A 21798-nucleotide genomic window follows, 5' to 3' on the forward strand; every position below is an offset into this window, starting at 1 on the left:
GCATTCTCCTGGTCTCTGCCGGATTACGGCAGTATTGGGGAGCTCCGCTATCCCTGGTGTGTCGTTATAGGTTGCCTTGTGGGCGTTTATTCATGCCTGCGGAGCGCGAAAGGCGCGCACTATAATGATGCAAGGGTATACAGGCCATGGGAGAAAACGAACAAGATTCAAAAGGTTGTCATCGACCGACAGGCGGTGTGCAAAAGCTTTTATTGGATTGTCAGAACGCAACATACGAGAATATTTCGTGTCATTGTCCCGGTGTATACCTTTTGCCTATCCTTCAGTTCGCGACGCCAACCAACCGCTGGCCTTTGTTAAACCGACTCCGAGGGACAACCCATGACACAGCCTTTTGTGGCCTTCCCCTGCTCCGCCGAGCTGCGCAGTGAAACCGAAAAGTTGATCATTAACCTGCACATGGGTGTGTCTGAACCGCAGAACAAACTGGCCATGTCCACCATTGAACTGCTGATTGAAGACCTGCTGGATGGTTTTCTGCTCAAGTTGATTGATGTGCTCGAGATGCAGAACTTCATGGCCAAGATGGTGCGCAGCACCGCCGGCACTATCAACAAGGCGGGGTCCACCATTGCGAGTGCCTCATTGAAGAAAATGGACAACAAGCAACTCCGTCCCATGGGAGAGCATGTTGCCGGGCTGATGCTTGACGTGGATGTTGAGGGCGACGTTCAGCCCTGGATGGGCGTTCCGGTGACGGATGATCTGTCCACGGAAATCGAGGGCCTGCTGGTCGGCCTGCGCGGCGATAACCCGAAAGAATTCGTGCCAGTGGCCATGGATGTGCTGGACAAGCTCACCGACCAGGCCGTTGATGTCTATATCAATGAATCCGTCAGACTGCTTCAGGTGGGGATCGTGCTACGCAAGATGGCCAGCGCGGCCACGTCGGCCGTGAAAGGCGCCATGCGCCTGATGCTGAAGAAAACCCTGCCGGACCTGAACGACGACCAGCTGCGCGCCCTCGCCGACTACATCGACCACCTGCATATCACCGACGGTGAGCCGGTAAAGATTATCGAAAACGCGGCGTGAATGTATGCCGGATGCCGGACGCTTGATGGCGGACGGAAAAAGCTAAAAGGCCGGACATTTGTCCGGCCTTTTAGCTTTTGCCGATGCTACTCATCAAACCGTGTGGGAGCCTGCTTGCACGCGAATGACGGATACCAAACCCTTCGCGTGCAAGCACGCTCCCACAAGGTGTGGCTTCGGGAGCAAGTTTACTTGCTTAAATACCTCATGGCCTTTTCCAGGCCTTCCAGAGTCAGCGGGAACATGTTGTGTTCCACCAGCTGCTTGATCCACTGGGTTGAGGTGGTCATCTGCCAGGCGCGCTCCGGTTCCGGGTTGAGCCACACCACCTTCTCGTAGGTCTCCATGATGCGCTGGAACCACACTGCGCCGGCCTCATCGTTCCAGTGCTCCACGCTGCCACCCACGGAATTCACCTCGTAGGGGCTCATGGCGGCATCGCCCACAAAGATCACCTTGTAGTCGCTGCCGTACTTGTGGAGTACGTCCCAGGTGGACATCTTCTCGTCCCAGCGGCGACGGTTATCCTTCCACACGTATTCGTACACGAAGTTATGGAAGTAGAAGTACTCCATGTGCTTGAACTCTACCCGGGCGGCAGAGAACAGCTCTTCGCAGATCTTGATGAACGGATCCATGGAACCGCCGACATCGAAGAACAGCAGCACCTTGGCACGGTTTTCCTGCTCGCGACGCATCTTGATGTCGAGCAGACCGGCATTGGCAGCGGTGGAGCGGATGGTGTCGTCCAGATCCAGTTCTTCCTGGTTGCTGGTACGGGCAAACTTGCGCAGCCGTCGCAGGGCCAACTTGATGTTGCGGGTACCCAGCTCAACAGAATCATCAAGATTACGGAATTCCCGCTTCTCCCAGACTTTCACGGCCTTCTTGTTCCGGGAAGGCCCGGTCATGCGCACCCCTTCCGGATTGGCGCCGTGGCCACCGAACGGACTGGTACCGCCGGTACCGACCCACTTGTTGCCACCCTGATGCCGCTTTTCCTGTTCTTCCAGGCGCTTGCGCAGCTCGTCGAGGATCTTTTCCAGGCTACCGAGCCCCTGTAGCTTCTCGAACTCCTCCTGGCTCAGGTTCTTTTCCAGTTCCTTGCGCAGCCATTCTTCCGGTATCACCTTGCTGAGCCAGTCCGGCTCCAGCTCCTCCAGCCCTTCAAAGTAGCTGGCAAAGGCCTGGTCAAAGCGATCATAGAACTTCTCGTCCTTGACCATCACGGCGCGGCTGAGCATGTAGAAATCTTCCACCGAGCCGAACGCCACGTGGGCGTGTAGCGCGTTGCAGAGATCCAGCAGCTCACGCAACGTTACCGGCACCCGATAACGTCGCAGATTTTCAAAGAAACCAATCAGCATGGAGAAATCAGCTTTCGCGACGGTTCATGAAGGCCAGCCGCTCGAGCAGCTGCACGTCGGATTCGTTCTTCACCAGGGCACCGTACAGCGGCGGAATGGCGCTCTTGGTATCGCGGTTGCGGAGGATGTCCTCGGGAATATCGTCGGCCATCAACAGCTTCAACCAGTCGATCAGCTCACTGGTGGACGGCTTTTTCTTCAGGCCCGGCACCTTGCGCAGGTCGAAGAAGATCTGCAGGGCTTCGGTGACCAGGTTCTTCTTGATCTCGGGGTAATGCACATCAACGATGGCCTGCATGGTCTCGGCATCAGGGAAGTTGATGTAGTGGAAGAAGCAGCGACGCAGGAAGGCGTCGGGCAGCTCTTTCTCGTTATTGGAGGTGATGATCACGATGGGGCGCTGCTTGGCCTTGATCAGTTCACCCGTCTCGTAAACGTAGAATTCCATGCGATCCAGCTCCTGGAGCAGGTCGTTGGGGAATTCGATATCGGCCTTGTCGATCTCATCGATCAGCAGCACCACCTGGCCTTCATGGGTAAAGGCTTCCCACAGCTTGCCCTTCTTCAGGTAGTTGGAAACATCTTCCACACCTTCGGCACCCAGCTGGGAATCACGCAGACGGGATACTGCATCGTACTCGTACAGGCCCTGTTGCGCCTTGGTGGTGGACTTCACGTTCCAGGACAACAGCGGCAGCCCCAGCGACTCGGCCACCTGCTCGGCCAGCAAGGTCTTGCCGGTGCCGGGCTCGCCCTTGATCAGCAACGGGCGCTTGAGCGCGATGGCGGCATTAACGGCCATTTTGAGGTCATCAGTGGCGACGTATTGGTCAGTACCCTGAAACTGCATGAATTTCTCCACTCTTTTGGTGCTTCCGAGACAAGGCTGCCACTCTAACAATCCCCATTCAGGGCGCAAAGGGCCGTTTGAGCCAAGGAAACAGTGATTTACGTCAGTCCTGTGCCATAATCCGCGCCATGAATCTGCTACTTCTCACACCGGAACAACATCTCCATGACGACCATTGGCGTCTTTCAGAGCGCCAGGCCAGCCATGTGCTTGCGATTCTACAGGCTGGCGTGGGAGATACCGTTAAGGCCGGCATCCTTGGTGGATCAATGGGATTGGCGGAGATATTGTCGATTAATAACAATGAGATAAGGGTATCTTTTAAGGCGCTTTCTCAACCCGCTGATCCACCCGGGCTGTCACTGCTGCTGGCCCTGCCCCGCCCCAAGATGCTCAAACGCATCCTGATCGATGCCACCAGCCTGGGCATCAAGCAGATTGCGCTGATCAACAGCTGGAAAGTGGACAAGAGTTACTGGCAAACCCCCAATCTCAAGGCGGACCTGCTACACGAGAAGATGCTGCTGGGTCTGGAGCAGGCCCGGGACACCCTGCTGCCGACCCTGACCCTGGCGCCACGGTTCCGCCCCTTTGTGGAAGATGAGCTGGATGCCTGGGCTGGTGATGGGCAGCGAATCCTGGCTCACCCTGGGGACTACCCCGCCATGCCTCACAGCCAGACAACCCCGACCACCCTAGCCATTGGCCCCGAAGGCGGCTGGACCGATTACGAGATCGACATGCTGCAGAAACAGGGGTTCACCTGCCACAGCTTCGGTTCACGCATATTACGCGTAGAAACCGCCCTGCCCGCCCTGATCGGGCGCCTGATGCAACTTCCCTGAAAACCTTGTTTTGCCACAGAGATCACCGAGTTCACTGAGGAAAAACATAATCAGGGCAACGCATGCTTGAGCTGTAGGAGCGCCACTGGAGGCGCGAACCGAGCGATAGCGAGTTTCGAAATCAAAACCCGGCACTCTGTAGGGGAAAAGGGTCTGGCTTTCCAAACTCGCTTCTCATCACTCGTATCAGCCTCGCCGAAATTCAGTGTCACAGCGGATCACCAGGGTTTTCCTGCGTGATCTCTGTGGTAAACACGCTTTCCCTGCCAACGTCGCTGTTCGGGTGCAAAACCACCCCCTCCCTCGACCCGCCAAATGAACCCGAGTATCCTTGCGCCTTTCAAAAAAACCGGGAACTGAAACACATGCAGCAACGCTACCTGGCGCATCTGGACGGACTCCGGGCCATTGCCGTAGGACTTGTTGTGGTTTACCACGCGGGCCTTGGCGTCTTCGGGGCCGGTTTCATTGGTGTTGATGTCTTCTTTGTTCTTTCCGGGTTCCTGATTACCGGTCAGCTGGTGCAGAACATTCAACAGGGCAAGTTCTCCTTTGCCCAGTTCTACATGCGCCGGATCCGCCGACTGGCCCCGGCCATGGTGGTGGTGCTGTTCACTACCCTACTGGCCGGCGCCTTTATCCTGCTCCCGGAAGATCTGATTTACCTGTCCCGGCTGGCGGGGCTCACTGTCCTCAGCCTCAGCAACTTCTACCTGGCCAATACCACCGGCGGGTATTTCGAGGTCGCCACGGACGAGATCGCCCTGCTGCACACCTGGTCGCTGGCGGTGGAAGAACAGTACTACCTGATCTGGCCGGTATTGTTACTGCTGTTTTTCCGTTCAGGCGCCCGCTTCTGGCGGCCCGGCCTGCTGGCCAGCATTTTCCTCGGTTCCCTGGCGTTTTCGGTCTGGTATACCCAGGCCGACCCGATGCGCTCCTATTACCTGCTGCCAGCCCGTTTCCACGAGCTGTTTCTGGGTGCCATGCTGGCGATCGCCTTCCAGGCGAACAAGATGCCTGCCCCGTCGCGCATTGTGCGCGAACTGCTCAGCTGGATGGGTCTGGTATTAATCGTGGTACCGGCAGTGATCTGGGATTCCAACATCGCGTTCCCAGGTTATCTGGCGGCCATTCCCTGCCTGGGTACCGCGCTGCTGATCTATGCCGGTGATGGCACGTCTTCAGTGAACTGGTTGCTGACCCGCCGTGTCATGCTGTGGCTGGGGATGCTGTCCTATTCGCTGTATCTCTGGCACTGGCCCATTTTCAGCTTTACCACCTATGCCACCGGGGAAATCCAGACCAGCCATGCTCTGGTGGGGATTGCCGCAGCGGTACTGCTGTCACATCTGACCTGGAAGTTCGTGGAGCAGCCGTTCCGATTCCGCTGGACCTTCCCGCCCGGCAAGACTGCCGCGCGACTGTTCGGCATTCCGGTGTTGGTGTTTGGTGTTGCCACGGTCGCCATTGATGAAGGGGATGGCTTTATCAACCGTTTTGATGACGCCACCATCAGCAAGATCCACGCACTGGAAAGTGAGCCCGGGAAATTCCCCACCACCTGTAACGTGGAGAAGGATGGCCTGTGCTCGGACATCCTGCTACTCGGAGATTCCCACGCCCAGCACTTTGGCGATTTCATCGGCATCCTCGCCAAGGATGCCGGACTGGCTTACAACGTCAAATGGCGCCCGGGCTGTCCCGGCTATACCGGCCTGAAGCCCCTCAACTTCAAAGCGGATCATGTCGAAGTCGACGAGGAATGCCCTGAGGTAAACGCAGCCGCTCTTGCCGATGCGGGGCAATACCGCGCCATTGTTCTTGCTGGCTACTGGTCTCTGACTGATATCAAGGGCGATCGTTATTTCTTCGTGACGGATGAGAATCCCGAGCCTTCCGAAGATAACTCCAACCAGAACATTGCCGATGGCCTGCGTAAAACCATCGCCACCATCGTCGACGCCGGGGCGAAACCGATACTGATTTACGACAATCCGCAGGTAGAGAAGCGCGATTTCAAATGCTCACGAATGAACCTGCTGCCATTCCATGACGCCGTTTGCAGTTTCCCCCGTGAACACACGGATTCGCAACAGGCTCACAAGCGGGAACTCTTTGCCCGGTTGGCAAAAGAATTTCCGGAGCTGGGCTTTATCGACCCCAATGCGGTGCTCTGTGACGAAGAGAGCTGTTATACCGAGCTCGAGGATGTGCCGCTGTATCGTGATGACGATCACCTGAACCAGGCCGGTTCACAGTGGCTGGCAAACAAGATGCTGAGCCAGGGCGAAAACCCGCTCAAACAGCTGCTGCCTGCGCAATAGTCCTGAACGGGTACGGAGCAACATAGCCCGGGGGTTGGCGTGTTGCATGTTGCTTGAAGCCTGAAGCAGCCGCGGAGCGGCCCAAAAAAAGGGAGCATTTCTGCTCCCTTTTTTGTTGCGCTAGCGCCGGTACGGCCCGCGGCGGGCCTTGCGCGGCGGCTTGCTGCTGTTGCCACGCTGGTGACGCAGTCGGGCACGACCATAAAGGCCGGTGTATTTTTTGCCCTTCAGCTCCACCTTGTCGATCAGCCCCTGAATCTGCTCGGGTTGCAGTTCCATCCAGCGGCCCTGGCGCAGTTGCGGCGGCAGGCGCAGATCGCCAAAGCGAATCCGCATCAGCCGGGCCACATCCAGATCCTGGGACTGGAAAAGACGGCGAACCTCGCGATATTTACCACCCACCAGGGTGACCTTGTACCAGTGATTGGCACCCTCTTCCGCACCGCCGGCGTCACTTATGGTTTCAAACTTGGAAACCCCATCCTCCAGCAGCACGCCATCCAGCATGGCCTGACGCTTTTCCGGGGTCAGCTCACCACGCACACGAACGGCGTATTCGCGGACAAAACCGTTGGAGGGATGCATCAGACGGTGAGCCAGCTCACCATCGGTGGTAAACAGCAACAGGCCGGTAGTGCTGATATCAAGACGGCCGACCTGTACCCAGCGCAGACCATTCAGGCGTGGCAGGTTATCAAACACCGTTGGGCGACCTTCAGGGTCGTTGCGTGAACACACCTCGCCCGGGGGCTTGTGGTACATGATCACACGCTGTTCGATGTCTTCTTCTGCCTTCACTTTGATTGTCCTGCCATCCACTCGGAGTACATCTTCAGGGCCAACCCGGTCACCCAGAGTGGCGATATTGCCGTTCACAGACACCCGGCCGGCTTCAATCCAGGTTTCCAGTTCACGACGGGATCCCAGCCCTGCACGGGCCAGCACCTTTTGCAGCTTTTCAGTTTCACTCATGACGATTGGGACCGTCCTCGGTATTGCCAGCCTCCGCGGCTGTCACGTCAGCGACAGATTCATCGCTGCTTTCATTACTTTCATCCTGACCTGTTTGTGCCGCATCATCGGCACCCGCCTGATCCTCATTCTCTTCCGTGGTGGCTTCCGATTCTTCTTCAGCCGCGGGCGCAGGCTTGCGACGGAACTCCTGTTCGAAGCTGGCGAGCACGGCATCCACATTGTCCATGCTCATCAGGTCGGCTTCATCCACATCCGGTTCCTGCTCAAGGCCGGGGAAACTTTCCTGGTCGCTGGGCAAGCGGTGTTCATGCTCTTCTTCCAGCAGGCTTTGTCCATCCTCGCCAACCGGTGCTTCGTCATGATCACCCGGTGCCGCATTCACAGGCGGTACGTCGGTGAGCTCCAGCTCTTCGTTGACCTTGTCCAGATCGCGGATCTCGGACAACGGTGGCAGGTCTTCAAGACTCTTCAGGTCAAAGTAGTCAAGAAACTGGCGGGTGGTGGCGAACATGGCCGGCCGACCTGGTACATCACGATGGCCCACCACGCGAACCCAGTTTCGCTCCAGCAGGCTCTTGACGATATGGGAGCTTACCGAAACGCCACGAATCTCTTCGATTTCACCACGGGTAATAGGCTGTCGGTAGGCAATCAGCGCCAGCGTTTCGAGAATGGCCCGGCTGTAGCGAGGGGGCTTTTCCTGCCACAGACGGCTCACCCAGGGACCCAGTTCCGGGCGTGCCTGAAAACGAAAGCCGGAGGCCACTTCACGCAGATAAATGCCGCGGTCCGCATAGTCCTCCGCCAGTGATTCCAGCAGTTTCGACAACTCTGGCTTGGTCGGCTGATCTTCCTCATCGAACAGCATCAGCATGGCATCACGATCCAGCGGACCTTCCGCTACCAGAATCGCTGCCTCAATAACTCGTTTGATCTTGTCAGCGTCCACGCTTACCCCTCGGTACCGTCATGGGCGTCATTCTCCGTTTCCGGTTCGTCCTCAAGCTCCAGTTGAGCGAGAACGTCAGATTCTTCCATTACCAGCGTCTTGGCCTTCACATGGATCGGGGCAAAGGGTTCAGTCTGAACCAGCTCGATGAGCGAGCCCTTGACCAGTTCCAGCACCGCCAGAAAGCTCACCACCACGCCGAGCTTGCCCTCTTCCGGGTTGAACAGCTCGATGAAGGGGACAAATTCGCGGCCTTTGAGCTTGTCCAGCACGTTCGCCATGCGCTCACGGGTGGACAGCTTCTCCCGGGATACCTGATGGCTCTCGAACATATCCGCCCGATGCATCACTTCTTTCAGGGCCAGCAGCAATTCGCGCATGTCCACATCGGGCTGGGCTTTCTCGCGAGTGTATTCCGGGCGCTTTGCCGCCGCCGGGAACACATCGCGCTCCAGCCTCGGCAGCTCGTCAATGTCCTCCGCTGCTTTCTTGAACCGCTCGTACTCCTGCAGCCGACGGATCAACTCGGCACGGGGATCTTCCCCCTCTTCCTCGTCATCCTCGGACTGGCGCGGCAGCAGCATGCGTGACTTGATCTCGCCCAGCATGGCCGCCATCACCAGATACTCCGCCGCCAGCTCGAAGTTCATGGCCTTCATCAGCTCCACGTACTCCATGTACTGGACGGTGATGGCAGCCACCGGCACATCCAGGATGTCGAGATTCTGGCGTTTGATCAGGTAAAGCAGCAGATCAAGGGGGCCTTCGAAGGCCTCCAGGAAGACTTCCAGGGCATCCGGCGGGATATACAGGTCATCCGGCAGCTTGGTAATCGCCTTGCCGTACACCAGACCGAATGGCATCTCCGCCTGCTGGGCAAGATGGCCATCCTGGGGTGCCTGTGCTGTCGATTCTGCCGTTTCCGTCATAGCGCCACCGTTACCGCCTTAGCGGTAGCTAAGTCCCATGCTGGCGCGAACTTCCTCGAGGGTGGCACGCGCCGCTTCGCGAGCTTCTTCACAGCCCTCAGCGACAATGGTGCGGACCAGATCCGGATTGCGCAAATGCTCCTCGGCTCGCTTGCGAATCGGCTCCAGCTCTTCCTGTACCGCCTCGATGATGGGCTTCTTGCAGTCAAGGCAGCCAATCCCGGCGCTAGTGCAGCCTTCGCGCACCCATTCACGGGTGGGCTCATCGGAGTACACCATGTGGAACTGCCACACCGGGCAGTTATCAGGGTTGCCCGCATCGGTGCGGCGCACCCGCGCCGGATCCGTGGGCATACGGCGAATCTTGCTTTCCACTTCTGCCGGCTCTTCACGCATGCTGATGAAGTTACCGTAGGATTTGGACATTTTTTGACCATCCAGACCCGGCATCTTGGAGGCCGGGGTAAGCAGCGCCTGGGGCTCCGGCAGGATCACCTTGCCGCCGCCTTCCAGATCACCGAGCAGCCGTTCCTTGTCACCCAGGGTAATGTTCTGCTGGGCGTCTACCAGGGCACGGGCGGTTTCCAGAGCGGTCTCATCGCCTTTTTCCTGATACTGGCGACGGTGACCCACATAGATCTTCGCCTGCTTCTTGCCCATCTTCTTGATAGCGGCCTCAACGGCTTCTTCGAAACCGGGCTCACGACCGTAGAGGTGGTTGAAGCGGCGCGCCACTTCCCGGGTCAGCTCCACGTGGGCCACCTGATCGGCCCCCACCGGAACCTGGCCGGCGCGGTAGGCAAGAATGTCGGCGGACTGCAGCAGCGGGTAGCCGAGGAAGCCGTAGGTGCTGAGGTCTTTCTCGCGCAGCTTTTCCTGCTGGTCCTTGTAGGTGGGTACCCGTTCCAGCCAGGACAACGGCGTCATCATGGACAGCAGCAGGTGCAGTTCAGCATGCTCCGGCACCTGACTCTGGATAAACAGGGTGGCAGATCCAGGATTCACCCCGGCTGCCAGCCAGTCGATGACCAGATCCCAGGCATGCTGTTCGATTTTTTGAGGATTTTCGTATTCCGTGGTCAGGCCGTGCCAGTCGGCCACAAAGAAAAAGCATTCATATTCATGCTGCAGACGCACCCAGTTCTTGAGGACGCCATGGTAATGCCCCAGATGAAGACTGCCGGTCGCACGCATGCCGGAAACAACGCGCTGGGAAGAAACCACGGAACTCAAAATCGACTCCTTATGCCTGATCGACGCCAACGCCGCTGGTGAGGCGCCGGCAAAGCAAGCGATTATACGGTGAACAGGGGGATCAGGGACAGCATAATGCCGCCCCGGCTGGCGTCACTGGCGAAATCTTCGCCAATGGGCCAAATTAACGGTTAACCATAAAGCGACTGAACGTCAGGATCAGCAAACATTGCTCCTATTCTCACTGTGGGAGCTTGCTTGCAAGCGAAGGTTTATTGGTCGAGCGTGGAAAAACCTTCGCTTGCAAGCAAGCTCCCACATCAAAGTCGAAATCACATCCGGCCATCCCTGGTAAAATCTGCCATGCCGCAATTCCTCGATAAAGCTAAAAAATGCTATCGAGGGGGCCTGCACCTTCACGAATGACCTGCGGGCCATCGCCATCCACCAGTGAAATCACCGTGGTTTCCTGCACTCCACCAAAGCCGCCATCGATCACCAGATCCACCTGCCCCTGCAGGAAATCACGGACATCCTGGGGATCGGTCAACGGAAACTCGTCATCGGGAAGATGGCAGGTAGAGGTCATGATGGGCTGGCCATGCTCGGCCAGCAGTGCCTGACAGATGGGATGGTCAGGAACGCGGATACCAATGGTGCGCTTCTTGGGGTCCATCAGGCGACGCGGCACCTCGGTGGTGCCGTTGAGAATGAAGGTATACGCCCCCGGTGTATGGGCCTTGATCAGACGGTAATCCGGATTCTCTACCTTGGCGTAGGTGGCCAGGGCGGAGAGATCTTCACACAGCAGGGTAAACTGGTGCTTCTTGTCCAGACGGCGCAGGCGAATGAGGCGATCCAGCGCGTTCTTTTCACCAATGCAGCAACCCAACGCGTAAGTGGTATCCGTCGGGTAGGCAATCAGTCCCCCTTTGCGGATCACCTCTACAGCCTGACGAATCAGCCGCGGCTGTGGGGATTCCGGATGAATGTAAAGCACTTCGGTCATGCTGATCCCACCATTTTTTGCCCGAATCAAGCATGATAAGTAACTTGAAAATGAGCCAGTAACTATATGTTTTTAATGAATGAAGCTATTCCAAACCGGCGTGGCCTCACTGGGCAATGGCGGCAGGCGCCCCAACGCCAGCCACTTCTGCTCAGGGGAATGAAAATCCGACCCGGCTGACACCTTAAGGTCAAAATGTCGCCAGCATTCCTCCAGCAACTCCTGCTGCTGGCGTGTCAGCCCGGGCATGGCCACTTCCAGGCCATCTCCACCGCTTTCCTTGAACGCGGTAAGCAGCTGGCGCAGCTTCTTGCGCGTCAGGCCATAGCCATGGGGGTGAGCAACAACAGCCTGGCCGCCTGCAGCGTGAATATCATCAATGGCTTCAGCCATGCTACACCAGGGCGTTGCCACAAAGGCAGACTGGCCCTGCTTGAGGAAACGGTTGAAGGCATGGCGGGAATTACGCACCCTGCCCGCCTGCTCCAGGTAACGGGCAAATAATGGCCGACCAGGTGCGGAGCTGTTTGCCAACTCGCAAGTGCGCTCATAGCTGTTGGCCAGCCCTGCGGCCTTGTCCAGCCGGCGACCAATTTCCTGCGCCCGCTTCACCCGGGCCTGCTGCTGAGACTCCACACGCTCAAAAAGCTGGCCGTTATCGATATCCAGCCCCAGCCCAAGGATGTGGTATTCACGGTTGTCATGACGCACAGACAGTTCAATCCCGTTGATCAGCCGGATACCGTGCTGTTTGGCGGCTTCATGAGCTTCCGGTAATCCAGCAAGGGTGTCGTGATCCGTCAAGGCAAGTGCGGTTACGCCATAGTCAGCCGCTCGGGCAACCAGATCTGCAGGCGACAGGGCACCGTCCGAGGCCAGACTGTGGCTATGCAGATCGAAACACACTGAATCCTGATTTGACATGGAACCGGGCACCTTTAAGAAGGTCGACAACCTATCATATTGCAGGGTGAATTGCTGCGCTGATGTGGTTAACATCATGCGCCTGCGCTGCCCTTTTCCTAAAACGAGGTGAAATTCGTCCCGCATGTCCAATTCCATCGACACAGAACGCCCCAGCGCACCGCCTGCGAAGAAAGAAAGCTTGCTCGCCAATCTGCTGCTGAACATCATTATCCCCACGCTGATCCTCAGCAAACTCTCCAGTGACGACTATCTGGGTACCAAGCTGGCCATCGTCGTGGCGCTGGCCTTCCCCTTTCTGTACGGACTCAAGGATCTGATCAGCGACAGGAAGGTCAATTTTTACTCAGCACTGGGTATCATCAGCATCATGCTCACCGGCGGTATCGGACTCCTCGAGCTGGATGCCGAGTACATGGCAGTCAAGGAGGCCACCATCCCTGGCATTCTCGGCATCGCTACCGTGGGCTCCCTGTACACCCGCTGGCCACTGGTTCGCACCTTCGTCTACAACGACAAGATCTTTGCCACCGAGAAGATTGCCGCAGGGCTCGCCTTCAAAGGGACCGAAGCTGACTTCGAGCGCACCCTGAAAGTCGCCTCCTGGATGATTGCCGGCTCTTTCTTTGTTTCCTCGGTGTTAAACTATGTGCTCGCCAAAGTCATTCTCGAGAGTCCGCCCGGCACTGTTGCATTCAATGAGGAGCTGGCAAAGATGACCGCGCTCAGCTACCCGGTCATTGTCATTCCCTCCATGATCATCTTCGCCGCCGCTCTGTTTTATCTTATCCGCCGCCTGACCAGCCTGACTGGTCTGACGTTTGAAGAAATGCTGGAACACCACAAATAGACAATCTCTGAAAGGATTCTGCCATGCTGTACGCCATCATCAGTCAGGACGTCGCCGATTCATTGCCGCTACGCAAGCAGGCCCGTGCCGACCACCTGGCTCGCCTTGAAACCCTGCGTGACCAAGGGCGTCTGATTCTTGCGGGCCCCCACCCGGCCATCGACAGTGATGATCCCGGTGAGGCCGGCTTTACGGGTTCTCTCGTGGTTGCCGAGTTCGATTCACTGGAGTCAGCACAGGCCTGGGCTGACGCCGATCCATACATTAAGGCTGGTGTGTACGCCAATGTGATCGTCAAACCGTTCAAGAAAGTACTGCCTTGACCGCCAATTAGCGATTTTTTACAAACACAGCCCTGTCTGCCGCCTGAATTGTGATTACTGTTGCGCCGTCACTGCCCCCAGTGTTTTAGACTGCGCCGCTTGAAACAAGGAGTTCCACCCATGCTCAAACGCCTCTCTGTCCTGTTGGTCCTTGCCACCTGCTGGGGCAACACCCATGCTGCCGCCGCCTGGGTTGATGACAGCATCTATGTACCCATTCGTGCCGCGGCCAACCCGGGAGGGCGCATCGTCCACCGAGGCATCAAGAGCGGCACCCGTGTGGAATTCTTCGGTTTCGACGGCGATTGGGCAAAAATCCAGTACGGCGACATCGAGGGCTACATTGGCAAGCAGTATCTGAGCCAGTCACCCACCGCCGCTATTCTTCTGGAGCGTGCCCGCAATGAGAGTGAAGCAGCCAAGGCCGAAGCCGCCAAGCTGCGCAACCAGCTAGCCGAGATCAAGGGGGAGCGGGATGCCCTCTCCGAACAATCCAAGGCATTGAAAGATTCGCTGACATCGCGCAGTGATGAGCTCGAGCAACTGCAGGAAGTTGCTTCCGATCCGATTCGTCTTGATCAGGCCAACCGACGCCTCAATGAAGAGCTGAGTCTGCTGCGCTCCGAACTGGATCAGGTCAAAGCCGAAAACGTCATGCTGAGCAGCAGCAACCGTTACCGCGAGTGGCTCACCGGCCTGGCGATCCTGGCTGCAGGCCTGGTGATCGGCCTGATCATGCGCTCCCGCTCCGGCCGCCGCCGCACCGGTGGCTGGGCAAATTAGGGAGCCTCTGAACAACTCCTTGCATGCTCAGTCTTTCAGGCTGGCTCGCCCCCTCTAGGGCCAAATAGGTTAAGGGGGGCGCACTTTTGATGGCATGCTGGTTGCCTGTCGAGAAAGTGCAACAACGAGTGCGAGCCAGCCTGGAAGACCCGGGAGCACTCTAACGAGCATAAAGGCGTGGCCTGGAGACGCCCTAGTCGTATAGCAAGCCAGCCTGCAATTCCAGACGCAGCACGATTCCGGACACGCCCTTGTAATTCTCTTCTCTGGGCCAGAACACATAAGGCTCGACTTCATAAAAGAACCAGGGTCGCCAGATATTTCGACGGAAACGGACGCTTGTGCGCACCGTCTGAATCGTCGATACCGGTCGCGTGAAACCGTCAAAACCTACCGAAGCCCCGATACCACTCTGCCTGCCCAGACGAAAATAGACACTGGCGGACTGATTGAAATACCAATCTCGCTTCAGCTCATTGAATTCCTCGCTCTTTTCCCATTCGCTGGCAAAACGAATGGTGGACCTGTCAGTGAATGGGCGGTCGATTTCGAAAAGGCTGTTGGCTCCAAACCCGTCCGGGTCTTCCCAATAGACTTTCTCGGTAAAGCGGAAGGTGGCGAGTGTGTTACCGATGGGTTTGACGTAACGGTAGCGGGCCCTCACGAATGTGGTCAGTTCGGAACGGACCCCGGCATCCAGATCCACATCCATGCGCTCAGGCATGTTGACCATCCAGCGTAAAGCAGCACGGTAGCCTGTATTGTTCTCGCCCACCTCTTCTGGCCGGCTGTCCAGATCGTTACGCAGCTCGTCACTGGTGTCATCGTCATTGCGGAACATCAGGCTCAACCGTTCCTGGGCGTTTGGCAGTTCCACCCGGGCACGCACCTTGAGCTCCCGGTTGTCGCCATCATGTTCCTGAAACCGCGAAGCACCGATAACCCGCACCTGGGTTCCGGGCTGATCTGAATAGACGTCGTTGGGGCCGACAAAAAAACCATCCACCCAGCGGCTGGGGCCACACACCGTTTTCGACATCCAGTTGTGGGTCTTGTCCAGCCAACTGCTGTAACCGTCAGATGTGCACGGATGCGGCGCCTGTTCAACGGATGCCGGCGGCATCGGATCGGTGCTTTGTTCTGCTTCTGCATGCACCCCGGAAACCAGCAAAAGAACCGCAAACAGCCAGAATAACTGACTAAAAATCCTCTCCATATTCACAGAATAGCTGCACGTTAAAGCGTTCTACCAACAGTTTTTGACCGAAACCGAATGGGACTTATGAACGGTCATTGGGTAGCATCCGTGAAGGGAATTCGACAAAGACGCAATTATGAATATCTGGCATAAAATTCGTGGCATAGCCGCTCTTTTTGGCATCGTGATCAACACCCTGATTCTCTGCCCCATCCTTTACCTGTTTGTACTTCTGCGACTGATACTACGGTTTGATAAGGCTCAGGTCGCCCTGTCCAAAGTGCTGGTCGCCATCGCCGAGACCTGGATCGCCATCAACAACCTCATTGTTGCCCTGACCAGCCAGATAAAATGGACGGTTTCCGGCATGGAGAACCTGGATCGTGACCAATGGTACCTGGTGACCTGCAACCATCAGAGCTGGGCCGACATCCTCGTGTTGCAACGCATCTCCAACCGCCGCGTGCCGTTCCTCAAGTTTTTCCTCAAACAGGAGCTGATCAAGGTGCCGATTCTGGGGCTGGCATGGTGGGGCCTCGATTTCCCGTTCATGAAACGCTACACCCGGGAAGAAATTGCCAACAATCCCGAGCTCAAGGGCAGGGATCTGGAGACCACCCGCAAGGCCTGTGAGAAGTTTGCCTACTTCCCCACCTCGGTGATGAATTTCTTCGAAGGGACCCGCTTTACCCAGGCCAAACATGACCAGCAACAGTCGCCCTACCGCTACCTGCTCAAACCCAAAGCCGGCGGTGCAGCCTTTACCCTGGGCGCCATGTCGGGCCATTTGCGAAATCTCCTCGATGTGACCATTATTTACCCCCCGGAGGCGCCCCGCTCACTGCTTGCCTATCTCGGTGGAGCCATGCGCAATGTGGAAGTGGTTGTGACACAGCGCGTGGTTCCCGCCTGGGCTTCAGAGGGAAACTACGAAGCTGATCCGGCTTTCCGGGAACGTTTTCAGCAATGGATTGGTGAACTCTGGGAAGAAAAGGACGCCTTGATCGCATCACGACTGGAGCAGCGGTAACTCCCGCCAGCTTCACTCCCTGACAGGATGCCCGGCAAAGACCGGGCCTATAACTTTATGTTTGGTCGATTTTTCAAACCGCGCTGGCAACATACCAACCCCGATATCCGCCTGAAAGCCATCGAGACCCTTTCCGGAAACGATGACGCTGATGTGCTCGCCCAACTCGCCCGTGGCGATGCCAGTGCCCTGGTGCGGGCCGCTGCCACCGCAAGAGCGACGGATTTCAACTTGCTGGACGAGGTATTCAACCACGATGCGGCTCCTTCGGTGCGTGAAGCAGCGTCCATGCGAATCATGGCATTACTGGCCGGCACGACCAGTGATGCACCTCCTCACGATACCCGTTTGCGCCTGGTGAGGTTGACTGACAACCCGGAAGTCCTTGCCCATATTGCTGCACAAAGCCCGGATGAGGCCTGCCAGCTGGCAGCCATCGAACGGCTTGACCGTGCCCCGCTACTAGTCAACCTGGCACTGGAAGCCGCCAGTGAGCCGGTCAGAGTGGCCGCAGCCCAACGGATAACCTCACTACCTGAGCTGAAGCGTCTTGCCCGGGAAGGACGCGACAAACGCGTGGTGCGCATTGCCCGTGATGCTGCCAGAGCATTGCAGGAGCAACAGCAACAACAGGAAGCCCAGTCGGCCCGTATCATCCAGTTAGCCGACCGTTTTGAGCAGCATGCACGTCGCCGTGTGGATGCCCTCTATGGTCCAAGACTGGAACAACTGGAACAGCAGTGGAACGAGTCTTCTTCCATTGCCAGCCCCGAGTTGGCCACAAGGGTCAACCAGGCACTTCACCGCTGTCGCAGCCAATTATCGGAATTGCAGGAAGAACACCGCCGAAAGGCCCTGGAAGAAACCGCCAGACTCGAACGCAATGCCGCCTGCCGATCGCTTTACCAGCTTCTCGGGGAAGCCAGCGGTGAGACCTGGGAAAGCCAACTTGGAGAGATGCGCTCTGCACTCGCTACCCAGCAGAGACGCTGGCAAGGTGCCAGCCAGCAAAGTGAACCCGGCAGTGAGGAACGGGATGCCTTCACACATCTGACGGCAGCGTTTGAAGCCATGCTGGCCCTCGCCACCCAGGCGAATGAACACCGGGACGACCCTGAGAAGTTGGTCGAACTGGCAAACCAGTGGCCAAACGAATACGCCCGCCCGCCAATCCTGGACACCATTACGCAGCCTCAATCCCGGCTGGATGAGACACCATCGAAACCGGTGAAGGCTGACCCGCATCGCGGCCTGGTTATTGCTCTCAAACGAGAGCTGAGCAAGGGCAACCTGCGTCACGCGAACCGGCTTTGGCACAAGGCCGAAGCAGTGCTTGCCGACGGGGACGCTCCTTCCCTGGCTCGGGAATTGGAGAAACTCAGCGAGCGCCGGGCAGAACTGCAGGACTGGCATCGGTTTGCCGCAGAACCGAAAAAGGTCGAGTTGTGCGAACAGATGGAAGCTCTTGCAGGAAGCACCATGGACGCCCCTCAGCTGGCCAGTGCCATTCAGGCCCTGCATGAAGAATGGCGAAGCCTGATGAGTTCGGATCAGGATGAGGATCAGGCCCTTTGGGATCGTTTCAAAGGCGCGACAGACGTGGCCTATGAACCCTGCAAGGCGCATTTCGCAGAGCAGGATGCCCAGCGCAAGGCCAATCTGGTGAAGCGCAAGGAGCTTTGCCAGCAACTGGAAGCATTCATGGAAGCCCAGGACTGGAGCAAGGCCGACTGGGAAGGGGTATGGCAGATACGCCAGCAAGCTCCGCGGGACTGGAAACGTTACCACCCGGTTCGCTTTACCGATGCCCGCGATACCCAGAAGCGTTTTTCCGCTGCCCTGTCAGCTCTCGACGAGAAGCTGGATGAACATAGCAAAGAAGCGGAATCCCAGCGCACCCGGCTTATTGAACAGGCTGAGCAGATTTCGGTTGAAGGAGAGGATCTGCGTAACGCCATTGGCCTGGCTCAGGAGATCCAGAAGCAATGGCGTAATACCTCCTGGCTCCCTCCTTCACGGCACCGTCCGTTACAGAAACGTTTCCGCAAGGCCATGGACCGGGTTTTCAAGGCCCGGGACCAGCAAAAAGACCAGCAAAAACAGGAAATGGCACAGCGTCAGGAGCAGCTGTCTTCCCACCTTGCTGCTCTGGAGACCGCTCTCGGTGCCGAATTCTCTGACGCCAACGCCGCCACCCTCAAGGCAGAACTGAATGCCCTTGATGACGTCAGTGGCGGACGATTGCCTGCCCCCATGAACAAGAAGCTTCAGCAATTGCGTCGCCGAGCCCAGGAGCGACTCAGCCGGCTTGGTGATTGGCAGGACTGGCACCATTTGCAGGAACAGGTACAGGCCTTACCGGGTGAAGAAGCCCCCAGCGACGCCGCTCTGGTTCTCGCGGTGGCCTTTGAGGCGCTGGCCAGCGTCCCCTCACCGGAACCTGAGCGACAGCGTCGCCTCGCCTGGCAACTGGAAGCCCTGCCCTCTGCCATGAAGAAGCAGGGCTTCGCGGTAATGGATGAGATGCAGAGGCTACTCAAGACGCACGAAGGTGGCATCAGCGAAGCAGAGCGCAAACGACTGCTTGATGCCCTGGCGGTGCTGGAACCGGGTAATGCGTAAATTGCTGGGCCGGTTTGCCCGCAGCCCTGCGGGATTACGCTGGTTTCTCAATCTCTATGGCCCCTATTTGGGGGCCGGTGTCCGGGTGGATTATCTGGCTGCGGACTTCCGTGAACTGAAAGTCTCCATGGGGCTGCGCTGGTATAACCGTAATTATGTCGGCACCCATTTCGGCGGCAGCCTGTATTCCATGATCGACCCGTTCTACATGCTGATGGTCATGAACGTGATGGGGCCGGACTATGTGGTGTGGGACAAGGCAGCAAGCATCGATTTCATCCGCCCGGGCAAGGGCCGTGTGTTTGCCCACTTCACATTGACTGACAAGCAGATCGAGTCCATCCACCAGCACACCGCTGGTGGCGAAAAATATCTGCCGGAGTGGCAAGTCGATATCGTGGATGAACAGGGAGAATGCGTGGCCCGGGTCGCAAAGACCCTCTATATCCGCCGCAAACCTATCCACTCCTGACCAAATTCAGGGGTTCCCTCCCTGCCAACAGTGGCAACATTGTGCCAGGCTGCCGCCAGAAACATGATTTAACTCGGTGAACTCAGTGATCTCTGTGGTAAGCCGCCTTTGTGTGTCTAATGGCTATCTACTGACCGAAACGCCCGGTTTCTTCCAGAAACTGCAGTTCTTCACGGGTACTTTCCCGGCCAAGTACCTTGTTACGATGCGGGAAACGCTGAAAGCGACGAATGATTTCGGCGTGGTGCCTGGCAGACGCCAGATGCAATTTCACATGGTTCGCGGCAAAGTCCGGCGCCTCCCTTTCCACCTCAACCAGTGTGCGAATGCACAGGTCCTGAAGGTCAGGGTCTTCGGAGTGCATCAATGGCATGACGAAAAACACCTGGCCACATACGGGAAGCTGGGTATTCATACGCCGTGACAGGCCTTCTACTGCCAGAGTCGCTGCCCGGTGATCACCGGCGAAGGCATTAACCGTACCGCGATGAATGTGGCGGGTGAATTGATCCAGTAACAGAATCAACGCCAGCCGAGACTCCGGATGCCGCTCCCACTCCACCAGTTCCTGCTGCAGGGCTGCACTGACGGCATCTCCGAAGCGGTGTTCAATCTCGGCATCATCCCCCTGGGTTGCACGAAACCACTTGCGCGTGGCCGGATCACTGGGCCAACCCCGGGTAAGACCATCCTCGAACCAGTAATCGAGAATGCTTTCCCAGGGAGACATCAGATCAAACATGTTCATCACCCTCCTTGGCGTCGCCATTCCCCGCATAACAGTCCGGAAGAATGGGGCCCAGTACCGTCTCTGCATTGCGCAACAACAAGGTCTGGGCTTCTATTGTCGGGTGGATTCCATCTTCCTGAAATCCCCCATTTTCAAGAATGCCTTCCAGAAAAAAAGGCATAAAGGGAACTGCCTGCTGGCTGGCTACCTGCTTGAACTGTTGCTCGAACAACTGTGTATATTGCGGCCCATAATTGGGGGGAATACGCATCCCCAGCAAGACCGGCGTGGCACCATTGTCTCGAGCCAGGGTGATCATGGCTTCGAGATTGCGTCGCATGGCGATCGGTGACAGACCACGCAAACCATCGTTACCCCCCAGTTCGATCACCACAATATCCGGCTTGTGCGTGTCCAGCAACGTTGGCAGGCGGGCCTTCCCTCCTGCCGTGGTTTCGCCGCTCACTGACGCATTGATCACCCGGCTGTTGCTGCAATAGGGCATAAGCTTCTGTTCGAACCTGTGCACCCAACCCTCGGATTTTTCCATCCCGTAGGCGGCACTGATACTATCGCCAAGAATCAGCACAGACTGTGCCCGAACAGAACCTGTGGCCAGGATTGCGGTCACAAACACGAATACAGCCATCACGCGATGACGCGGCAACATGAGATTCCAGACAGACATGAATGACACTTCTCCGGTTTTACGAGCACAGGATCTTGGCAAAGAGGTTAACGGCCCGGAAGGGAACCTGAAACTCCTGCAGAATATCACGTTCGATGTGTTTCCCGGAGACAGCCTGGCCATTACCGGCCCTTCAGGATCTGGCAAGTCCACCCTGTTGTCGCTATTGGCTGGCCTGGATACCCCTACCAGTGGGTTAGTCTCCCTGAAAGGCGAATCGTTCAGTTCTCTCAATGAAGATCAGCGGGCGCAACGTCGTGGCCGCCACTGCGGTTTCGTCTTCCAGCAATTTCAGTTGGTCTCGGACCTCACTGCCATCGAAAACGTGATGTTGCCGTTGGAAATCCTTGGCCGCCCTGCCCCAAGACAGACAGCCCAACAATGGCTGGATCAGGTAGGTCTCGGCAAACGCCAGCAACACTACCCTGCTCAATTGTCCGGTGGAGAACAGCAAAGGGTGGCGCTGGCCCGGGCATTCGCCGTATCTCCCGCTATCCTGTTTGCCGATGAACCCACCGGCAGCCTGGATTATGCCAATGGTCAGCACGTGGCGGACCTGCTATTCCAACTCAACAAGGAACAGGGAACGGCGCTCATCCTGGTTACCCACGACCCGGCACTGGCAGAACGCTGTCAGCGTCAATGCTCCCTGAACGAGGGCCGCATCAGTGTTTAAC

The 21798-nt window shown here is 57.3% G+C and carries 21 protein-coding genes; 10 read left to right on the forward strand and 11 right to left on the reverse strand.

From position 1 onward, the window contains the following. Nucleotides 1–342 precede the first annotated feature (342 nt). The gene (locus MWU49_RS02210) at nt 343–1056 is read left to right on the forward strand and encodes a hypothetical protein (RefSeq protein WP_246967522.1); all 714 of its coding nucleotides are present in this window, start codon (nt 343–345) and stop codon (nt 1054–1056) included. Between the two features lie 188 nt (nt 1057–1244). On the opposite strand, the gene MWU49_RS02215 is transcribed toward MWU49_RS02210, so the two are convergent. Together MWU49_RS02215 and MWU49_RS02220 are read right to left on the reverse strand one after the other, a co-directional pair. Next, on the reverse strand, nt 1245–2423 hold the full coding sequence (locus tag MWU49_RS02215) for a VWA domain-containing protein (protein ID WP_246967525.1): 1179 nt from the start codon (nt 2421–2423) through the stop codon (nt 1245–1247). Between the two features lie 7 nt (nt 2424–2430). Then, on the reverse strand, nt 2431–3273 hold the full coding sequence (locus tag MWU49_RS02220; RefSeq protein WP_246967527.1) for a MoxR family ATPase: 843 nt from the start codon (nt 3271–3273) through the stop codon (nt 2431–2433). Between the two features lie 128 nt (nt 3274–3401). Between MWU49_RS02220 and MWU49_RS02225 the strand changes: the two genes are divergently transcribed. Continuing rightward, nucleotides 3402–4118, forward strand: a complete 717-nt coding sequence (locus MWU49_RS02225) for a 16S rRNA (uracil(1498)-N(3))-methyltransferase (RefSeq protein ID WP_246967530.1) — start codon at nt 3402–3404, stop codon at nt 4116–4118. A 365-nt stretch (nt 4119–4483) separates the two neighbouring features. Next, on the forward strand, nt 4484–6445 hold the full coding sequence (locus MWU49_RS02230) for an acyltransferase family protein (RefSeq protein ID WP_246967533.1): 1962 nt from the start codon (nt 4484–4486) through the stop codon (nt 6443–6445). A 120-nt stretch (nt 6446–6565) separates the two neighbouring features. Here the strand turns inward: MWU49_RS02230 and rluB are convergent, their stop codons facing one another. The 6 genes from rluB to MWU49_RS02260 all read right to left on the reverse strand — a co-directional run bounded on the left by rluB (nt 6566) and on the right by MWU49_RS02260 (nt 12425). After that, nucleotides 6566–7417 (reverse strand): 23S rRNA pseudouridine(2605) synthase RluB, encoded by an 852-nt coding sequence (gene rluB / locus MWU49_RS02235; RefSeq protein WP_246967536.1) that lies wholly within the window; start codon nt 7415–7417, stop codon nt 6566–6568. Further along, nucleotides 7410–8369 (reverse strand): SMC-Scp complex subunit ScpB, encoded by a 960-nt coding sequence (scpB, locus tag MWU49_RS02240; protein WP_246967539.1) that lies wholly within the window; start codon nt 8367–8369, stop codon nt 7410–7412. The genes rluB and scpB overlap by 8 nt, the downstream gene beginning before the upstream one ends. Nucleotides 8370–8371: 2 nt before the next feature. Then, nucleotides 8372–9298 carry a ScpA family protein gene (locus tag MWU49_RS02245; RefSeq protein ID WP_348646684.1) on the reverse strand — a complete coding sequence of 309 codons (927 nt, stop codon included), beginning with the start codon at nt 9296–9298 and terminating at the stop codon, nt 8372–8374. 18 nt (nt 9299–9316) lie between these two features. Then, nucleotides 9317–10531, reverse strand: a complete 1215-nt coding sequence (locus MWU49_RS02250; RefSeq protein WP_281502010.1) for a tryptophan--tRNA ligase — start codon at nt 10529–10531, stop codon at nt 9317–9319. Nucleotides 10532–10877: 346 nt separating this feature from the next. After that, on the reverse strand, nt 10878–11501 hold the full coding sequence (locus MWU49_RS02255; protein ID WP_246967542.1) for an L-threonylcarbamoyladenylate synthase: 624 nt from the start codon (nt 11499–11501) through the stop codon (nt 10878–10880). Nucleotides 11502–11573: 72 nt separating this feature from the next. Next, nucleotides 11574–12425: a PHP domain-containing protein gene (locus MWU49_RS02260; RefSeq protein ID WP_246967545.1), complete on the reverse strand. Its 852-nt coding sequence runs from the start codon at nt 12423–12425 to the stop codon at nt 11574–11576. A gap of 124 nt (nt 12426–12549) precedes the next feature. On the opposite strand from MWU49_RS02260, the gene MWU49_RS02265 reads away from it, so the two are divergent. From MWU49_RS02265 to MWU49_RS02275, 3 genes are all read left to right on the forward strand, one after another. After that, entirely contained in the window at nt 12550–13275 is a 726-nt protein-coding gene (locus tag MWU49_RS02265; protein ID WP_246967548.1) for a VC0807 family protein, read from the forward strand. A 23-nt stretch (nt 13276–13298) separates the two neighbouring features. Beyond that, a complete protein-coding gene (locus MWU49_RS02270) occupies nt 13299–13598 on the forward strand; it encodes a YciI family protein (protein ID WP_246967551.1) in 300 nt (99 codons plus the stop codon). A gap of 120 nt (nt 13599–13718) precedes the next feature. Beyond that, nucleotides 13719–14381 carry a TIGR04211 family SH3 domain-containing protein gene (locus tag MWU49_RS02275; RefSeq protein ID WP_246967554.1) on the forward strand — a complete coding sequence of 221 codons (663 nt, stop codon included), beginning with the start codon at nt 13719–13721 and terminating at the stop codon, nt 14379–14381. A gap of 193 nt (nt 14382–14574) precedes the next feature. Here the strand turns inward: MWU49_RS02275 and MWU49_RS02280 are convergent, their stop codons facing one another. Beyond that, entirely contained in the window at nt 14575–15597 is a 1023-nt protein-coding gene (locus tag MWU49_RS02280) for a hypothetical protein (protein ID WP_246967557.1), read from the reverse strand. A 118-nt stretch (nt 15598–15715) separates the two neighbouring features. Here MWU49_RS02280 and MWU49_RS02285 point away from each other — a divergent pair, with 118 nt between their 5' ends. The 3 genes from MWU49_RS02285 to MWU49_RS02295 are packed head-to-tail and all read left to right on the forward strand — an operon-like array spanning nt 15716 to nt 19703. Then, a complete protein-coding gene (locus MWU49_RS02285; protein WP_246967560.1) occupies nt 15716–16609 on the forward strand; it encodes an acyltransferase in 894 nt (297 codons plus the stop codon). A gap of 57 nt (nt 16610–16666) precedes the next feature. Next, nucleotides 16667–19231: a DUF349 domain-containing protein gene (locus MWU49_RS02290; RefSeq protein WP_246967563.1), complete on the forward strand. Its 2565-nt coding sequence runs from the start codon at nt 16667–16669 to the stop codon at nt 19229–19231. After that, nucleotides 19224–19703, forward strand: a complete 480-nt coding sequence (locus MWU49_RS02295) for a DUF4442 domain-containing protein (protein WP_246967566.1) — start codon at nt 19224–19226, stop codon at nt 19701–19703. Before MWU49_RS02290 ends, MWU49_RS02295 begins: the two co-directional genes overlap by 8 nt. A gap of 127 nt (nt 19704–19830) precedes the next feature. On the opposite strand, the gene MWU49_RS02300 is transcribed toward MWU49_RS02295, so the two are convergent. Together MWU49_RS02300 and MWU49_RS02305 are read right to left on the reverse strand one after the other, a co-directional pair. Then, nucleotides 19831–20445 (reverse strand): DUF924 family protein, encoded by a 615-nt coding sequence (locus MWU49_RS02300; protein ID WP_246967568.1) that lies wholly within the window; start codon nt 20443–20445, stop codon nt 19831–19833. After that, nucleotides 20438–21121, reverse strand: coding sequence for an arylesterase (locus MWU49_RS02305; protein WP_281502012.1), 684 nt, complete (start codon nt 21119–21121; stop codon nt 20438–20440). The genes MWU49_RS02300 and MWU49_RS02305 overlap by 8 nt, the downstream gene beginning before the upstream one ends. Between MWU49_RS02305 and MWU49_RS02310 the strand changes: the two genes are divergently transcribed. Next, nucleotides 21120–21797, forward strand: a complete 678-nt coding sequence (locus tag MWU49_RS02310; protein ID WP_246967571.1) for an ATP-binding cassette domain-containing protein — start codon at nt 21120–21122, stop codon at nt 21795–21797. The genes MWU49_RS02305 and MWU49_RS02310 overlap by 2 nt on opposite strands. The last annotated feature ends 1 nt before the right edge of the window (nt 21798 follow it).

Source organism: Alcanivorax sp. S6407 (assembly GCF_023016115.1).
In the GTDB taxonomy this organism is placed as follows: domain Bacteria; phylum Pseudomonadota; class Gammaproteobacteria; order Pseudomonadales; family Alcanivoracaceae; genus Alcanivorax.

Coding starts and splice junctions, on each gene's coding strand:
- MWU49_RS02310 (WP_246967571.1), top strand. CDS start 21,120: ATGAATGACACTTCTCCGGTTTTACGAGCACAGGATCTTGGCAAAGAG.
- MWU49_RS02290 (WP_246967563.1), top strand. CDS start 16,667: ATGTTTGGTCGATTTTTCAAACCGCGCTGGCAACATACCAACCCCGAT.
- MWU49_RS02215 (WP_246967525.1), bottom strand. CDS start 2,423: ATGCTGATTGGTTTCTTTGAAAATCTGCGACGTTATCGGGTGCCGGTA.
- rluB (WP_246967536.1), bottom strand. CDS start 7,417: ATGAGTGAAACTGAAAAGCTGCAAAAGGTGCTGGCCCGTGCAGGGCTG.
- MWU49_RS02255 (WP_246967542.1), bottom strand. CDS start 11,501: ATGACCGAAGTGCTTTACATTCATCCGGAATCCCCACAGCCGCGGCTG.
- MWU49_RS02260 (WP_246967545.1), bottom strand. CDS start 12,425: ATGTCAAATCAGGATTCAGTGTGTTTCGATCTGCATAGCCACAGTCTG.
- MWU49_RS02210 (WP_246967522.1), top strand. CDS start 343: ATGACACAGCCTTTTGTGGCCTTCCCCTGCTCCGCCGAGCTGCGCAGT.
- MWU49_RS02280 (WP_246967557.1), bottom strand. CDS start 15,597: ATGGAGAGGATTTTTAGTCAGTTATTCTGGCTGTTTGCGGTTCTTTTG.
- MWU49_RS02300 (WP_246967568.1), bottom strand. CDS start 20,445: ATGTTTGATCTGATGTCTCCCTGGGAAAGCATTCTCGATTACTGGTTC.
- MWU49_RS02305 (WP_281502012.1), bottom strand. CDS start 21,121: ATGTCTGTCTGGAATCTCATGTTGCCGCGTCATCGCGTGATGGCTGTA.
- MWU49_RS02245 (WP_348646684.1), bottom strand. CDS start 9,298: ATGACGGAAACGGCAGAATCGACAGCACAGGCACCCCAGGATGGCCAT.
- MWU49_RS02225 (WP_246967530.1), top strand. CDS start 3,402: ATGAATCTGCTACTTCTCACACCGGAACAACATCTCCATGACGACCAT.
- MWU49_RS02270 (WP_246967551.1), top strand. CDS start 13,299: ATGCTGTACGCCATCATCAGTCAGGACGTCGCCGATTCATTGCCGCTA.
- MWU49_RS02220 (WP_246967527.1), bottom strand. CDS start 3,273: ATGCAGTTTCAGGGTACTGACCAATACGTCGCCACTGATGACCTCAAA.
- MWU49_RS02285 (WP_246967560.1), top strand. CDS start 15,716: ATGAATATCTGGCATAAAATTCGTGGCATAGCCGCTCTTTTTGGCATC.
- MWU49_RS02265 (WP_246967548.1), top strand. CDS start 12,550: ATGTCCAATTCCATCGACACAGAACGCCCCAGCGCACCGCCTGCGAAG.
- MWU49_RS02275 (WP_246967554.1), top strand. CDS start 13,719: ATGCTCAAACGCCTCTCTGTCCTGTTGGTCCTTGCCACCTGCTGGGGC.
- MWU49_RS02295 (WP_246967566.1), top strand. CDS start 19,224: ATGCGTAAATTGCTGGGCCGGTTTGCCCGCAGCCCTGCGGGATTACGC.
- MWU49_RS02230 (WP_246967533.1), top strand. CDS start 4,484: ATGCAGCAACGCTACCTGGCGCATCTGGACGGACTCCGGGCCATTGCC.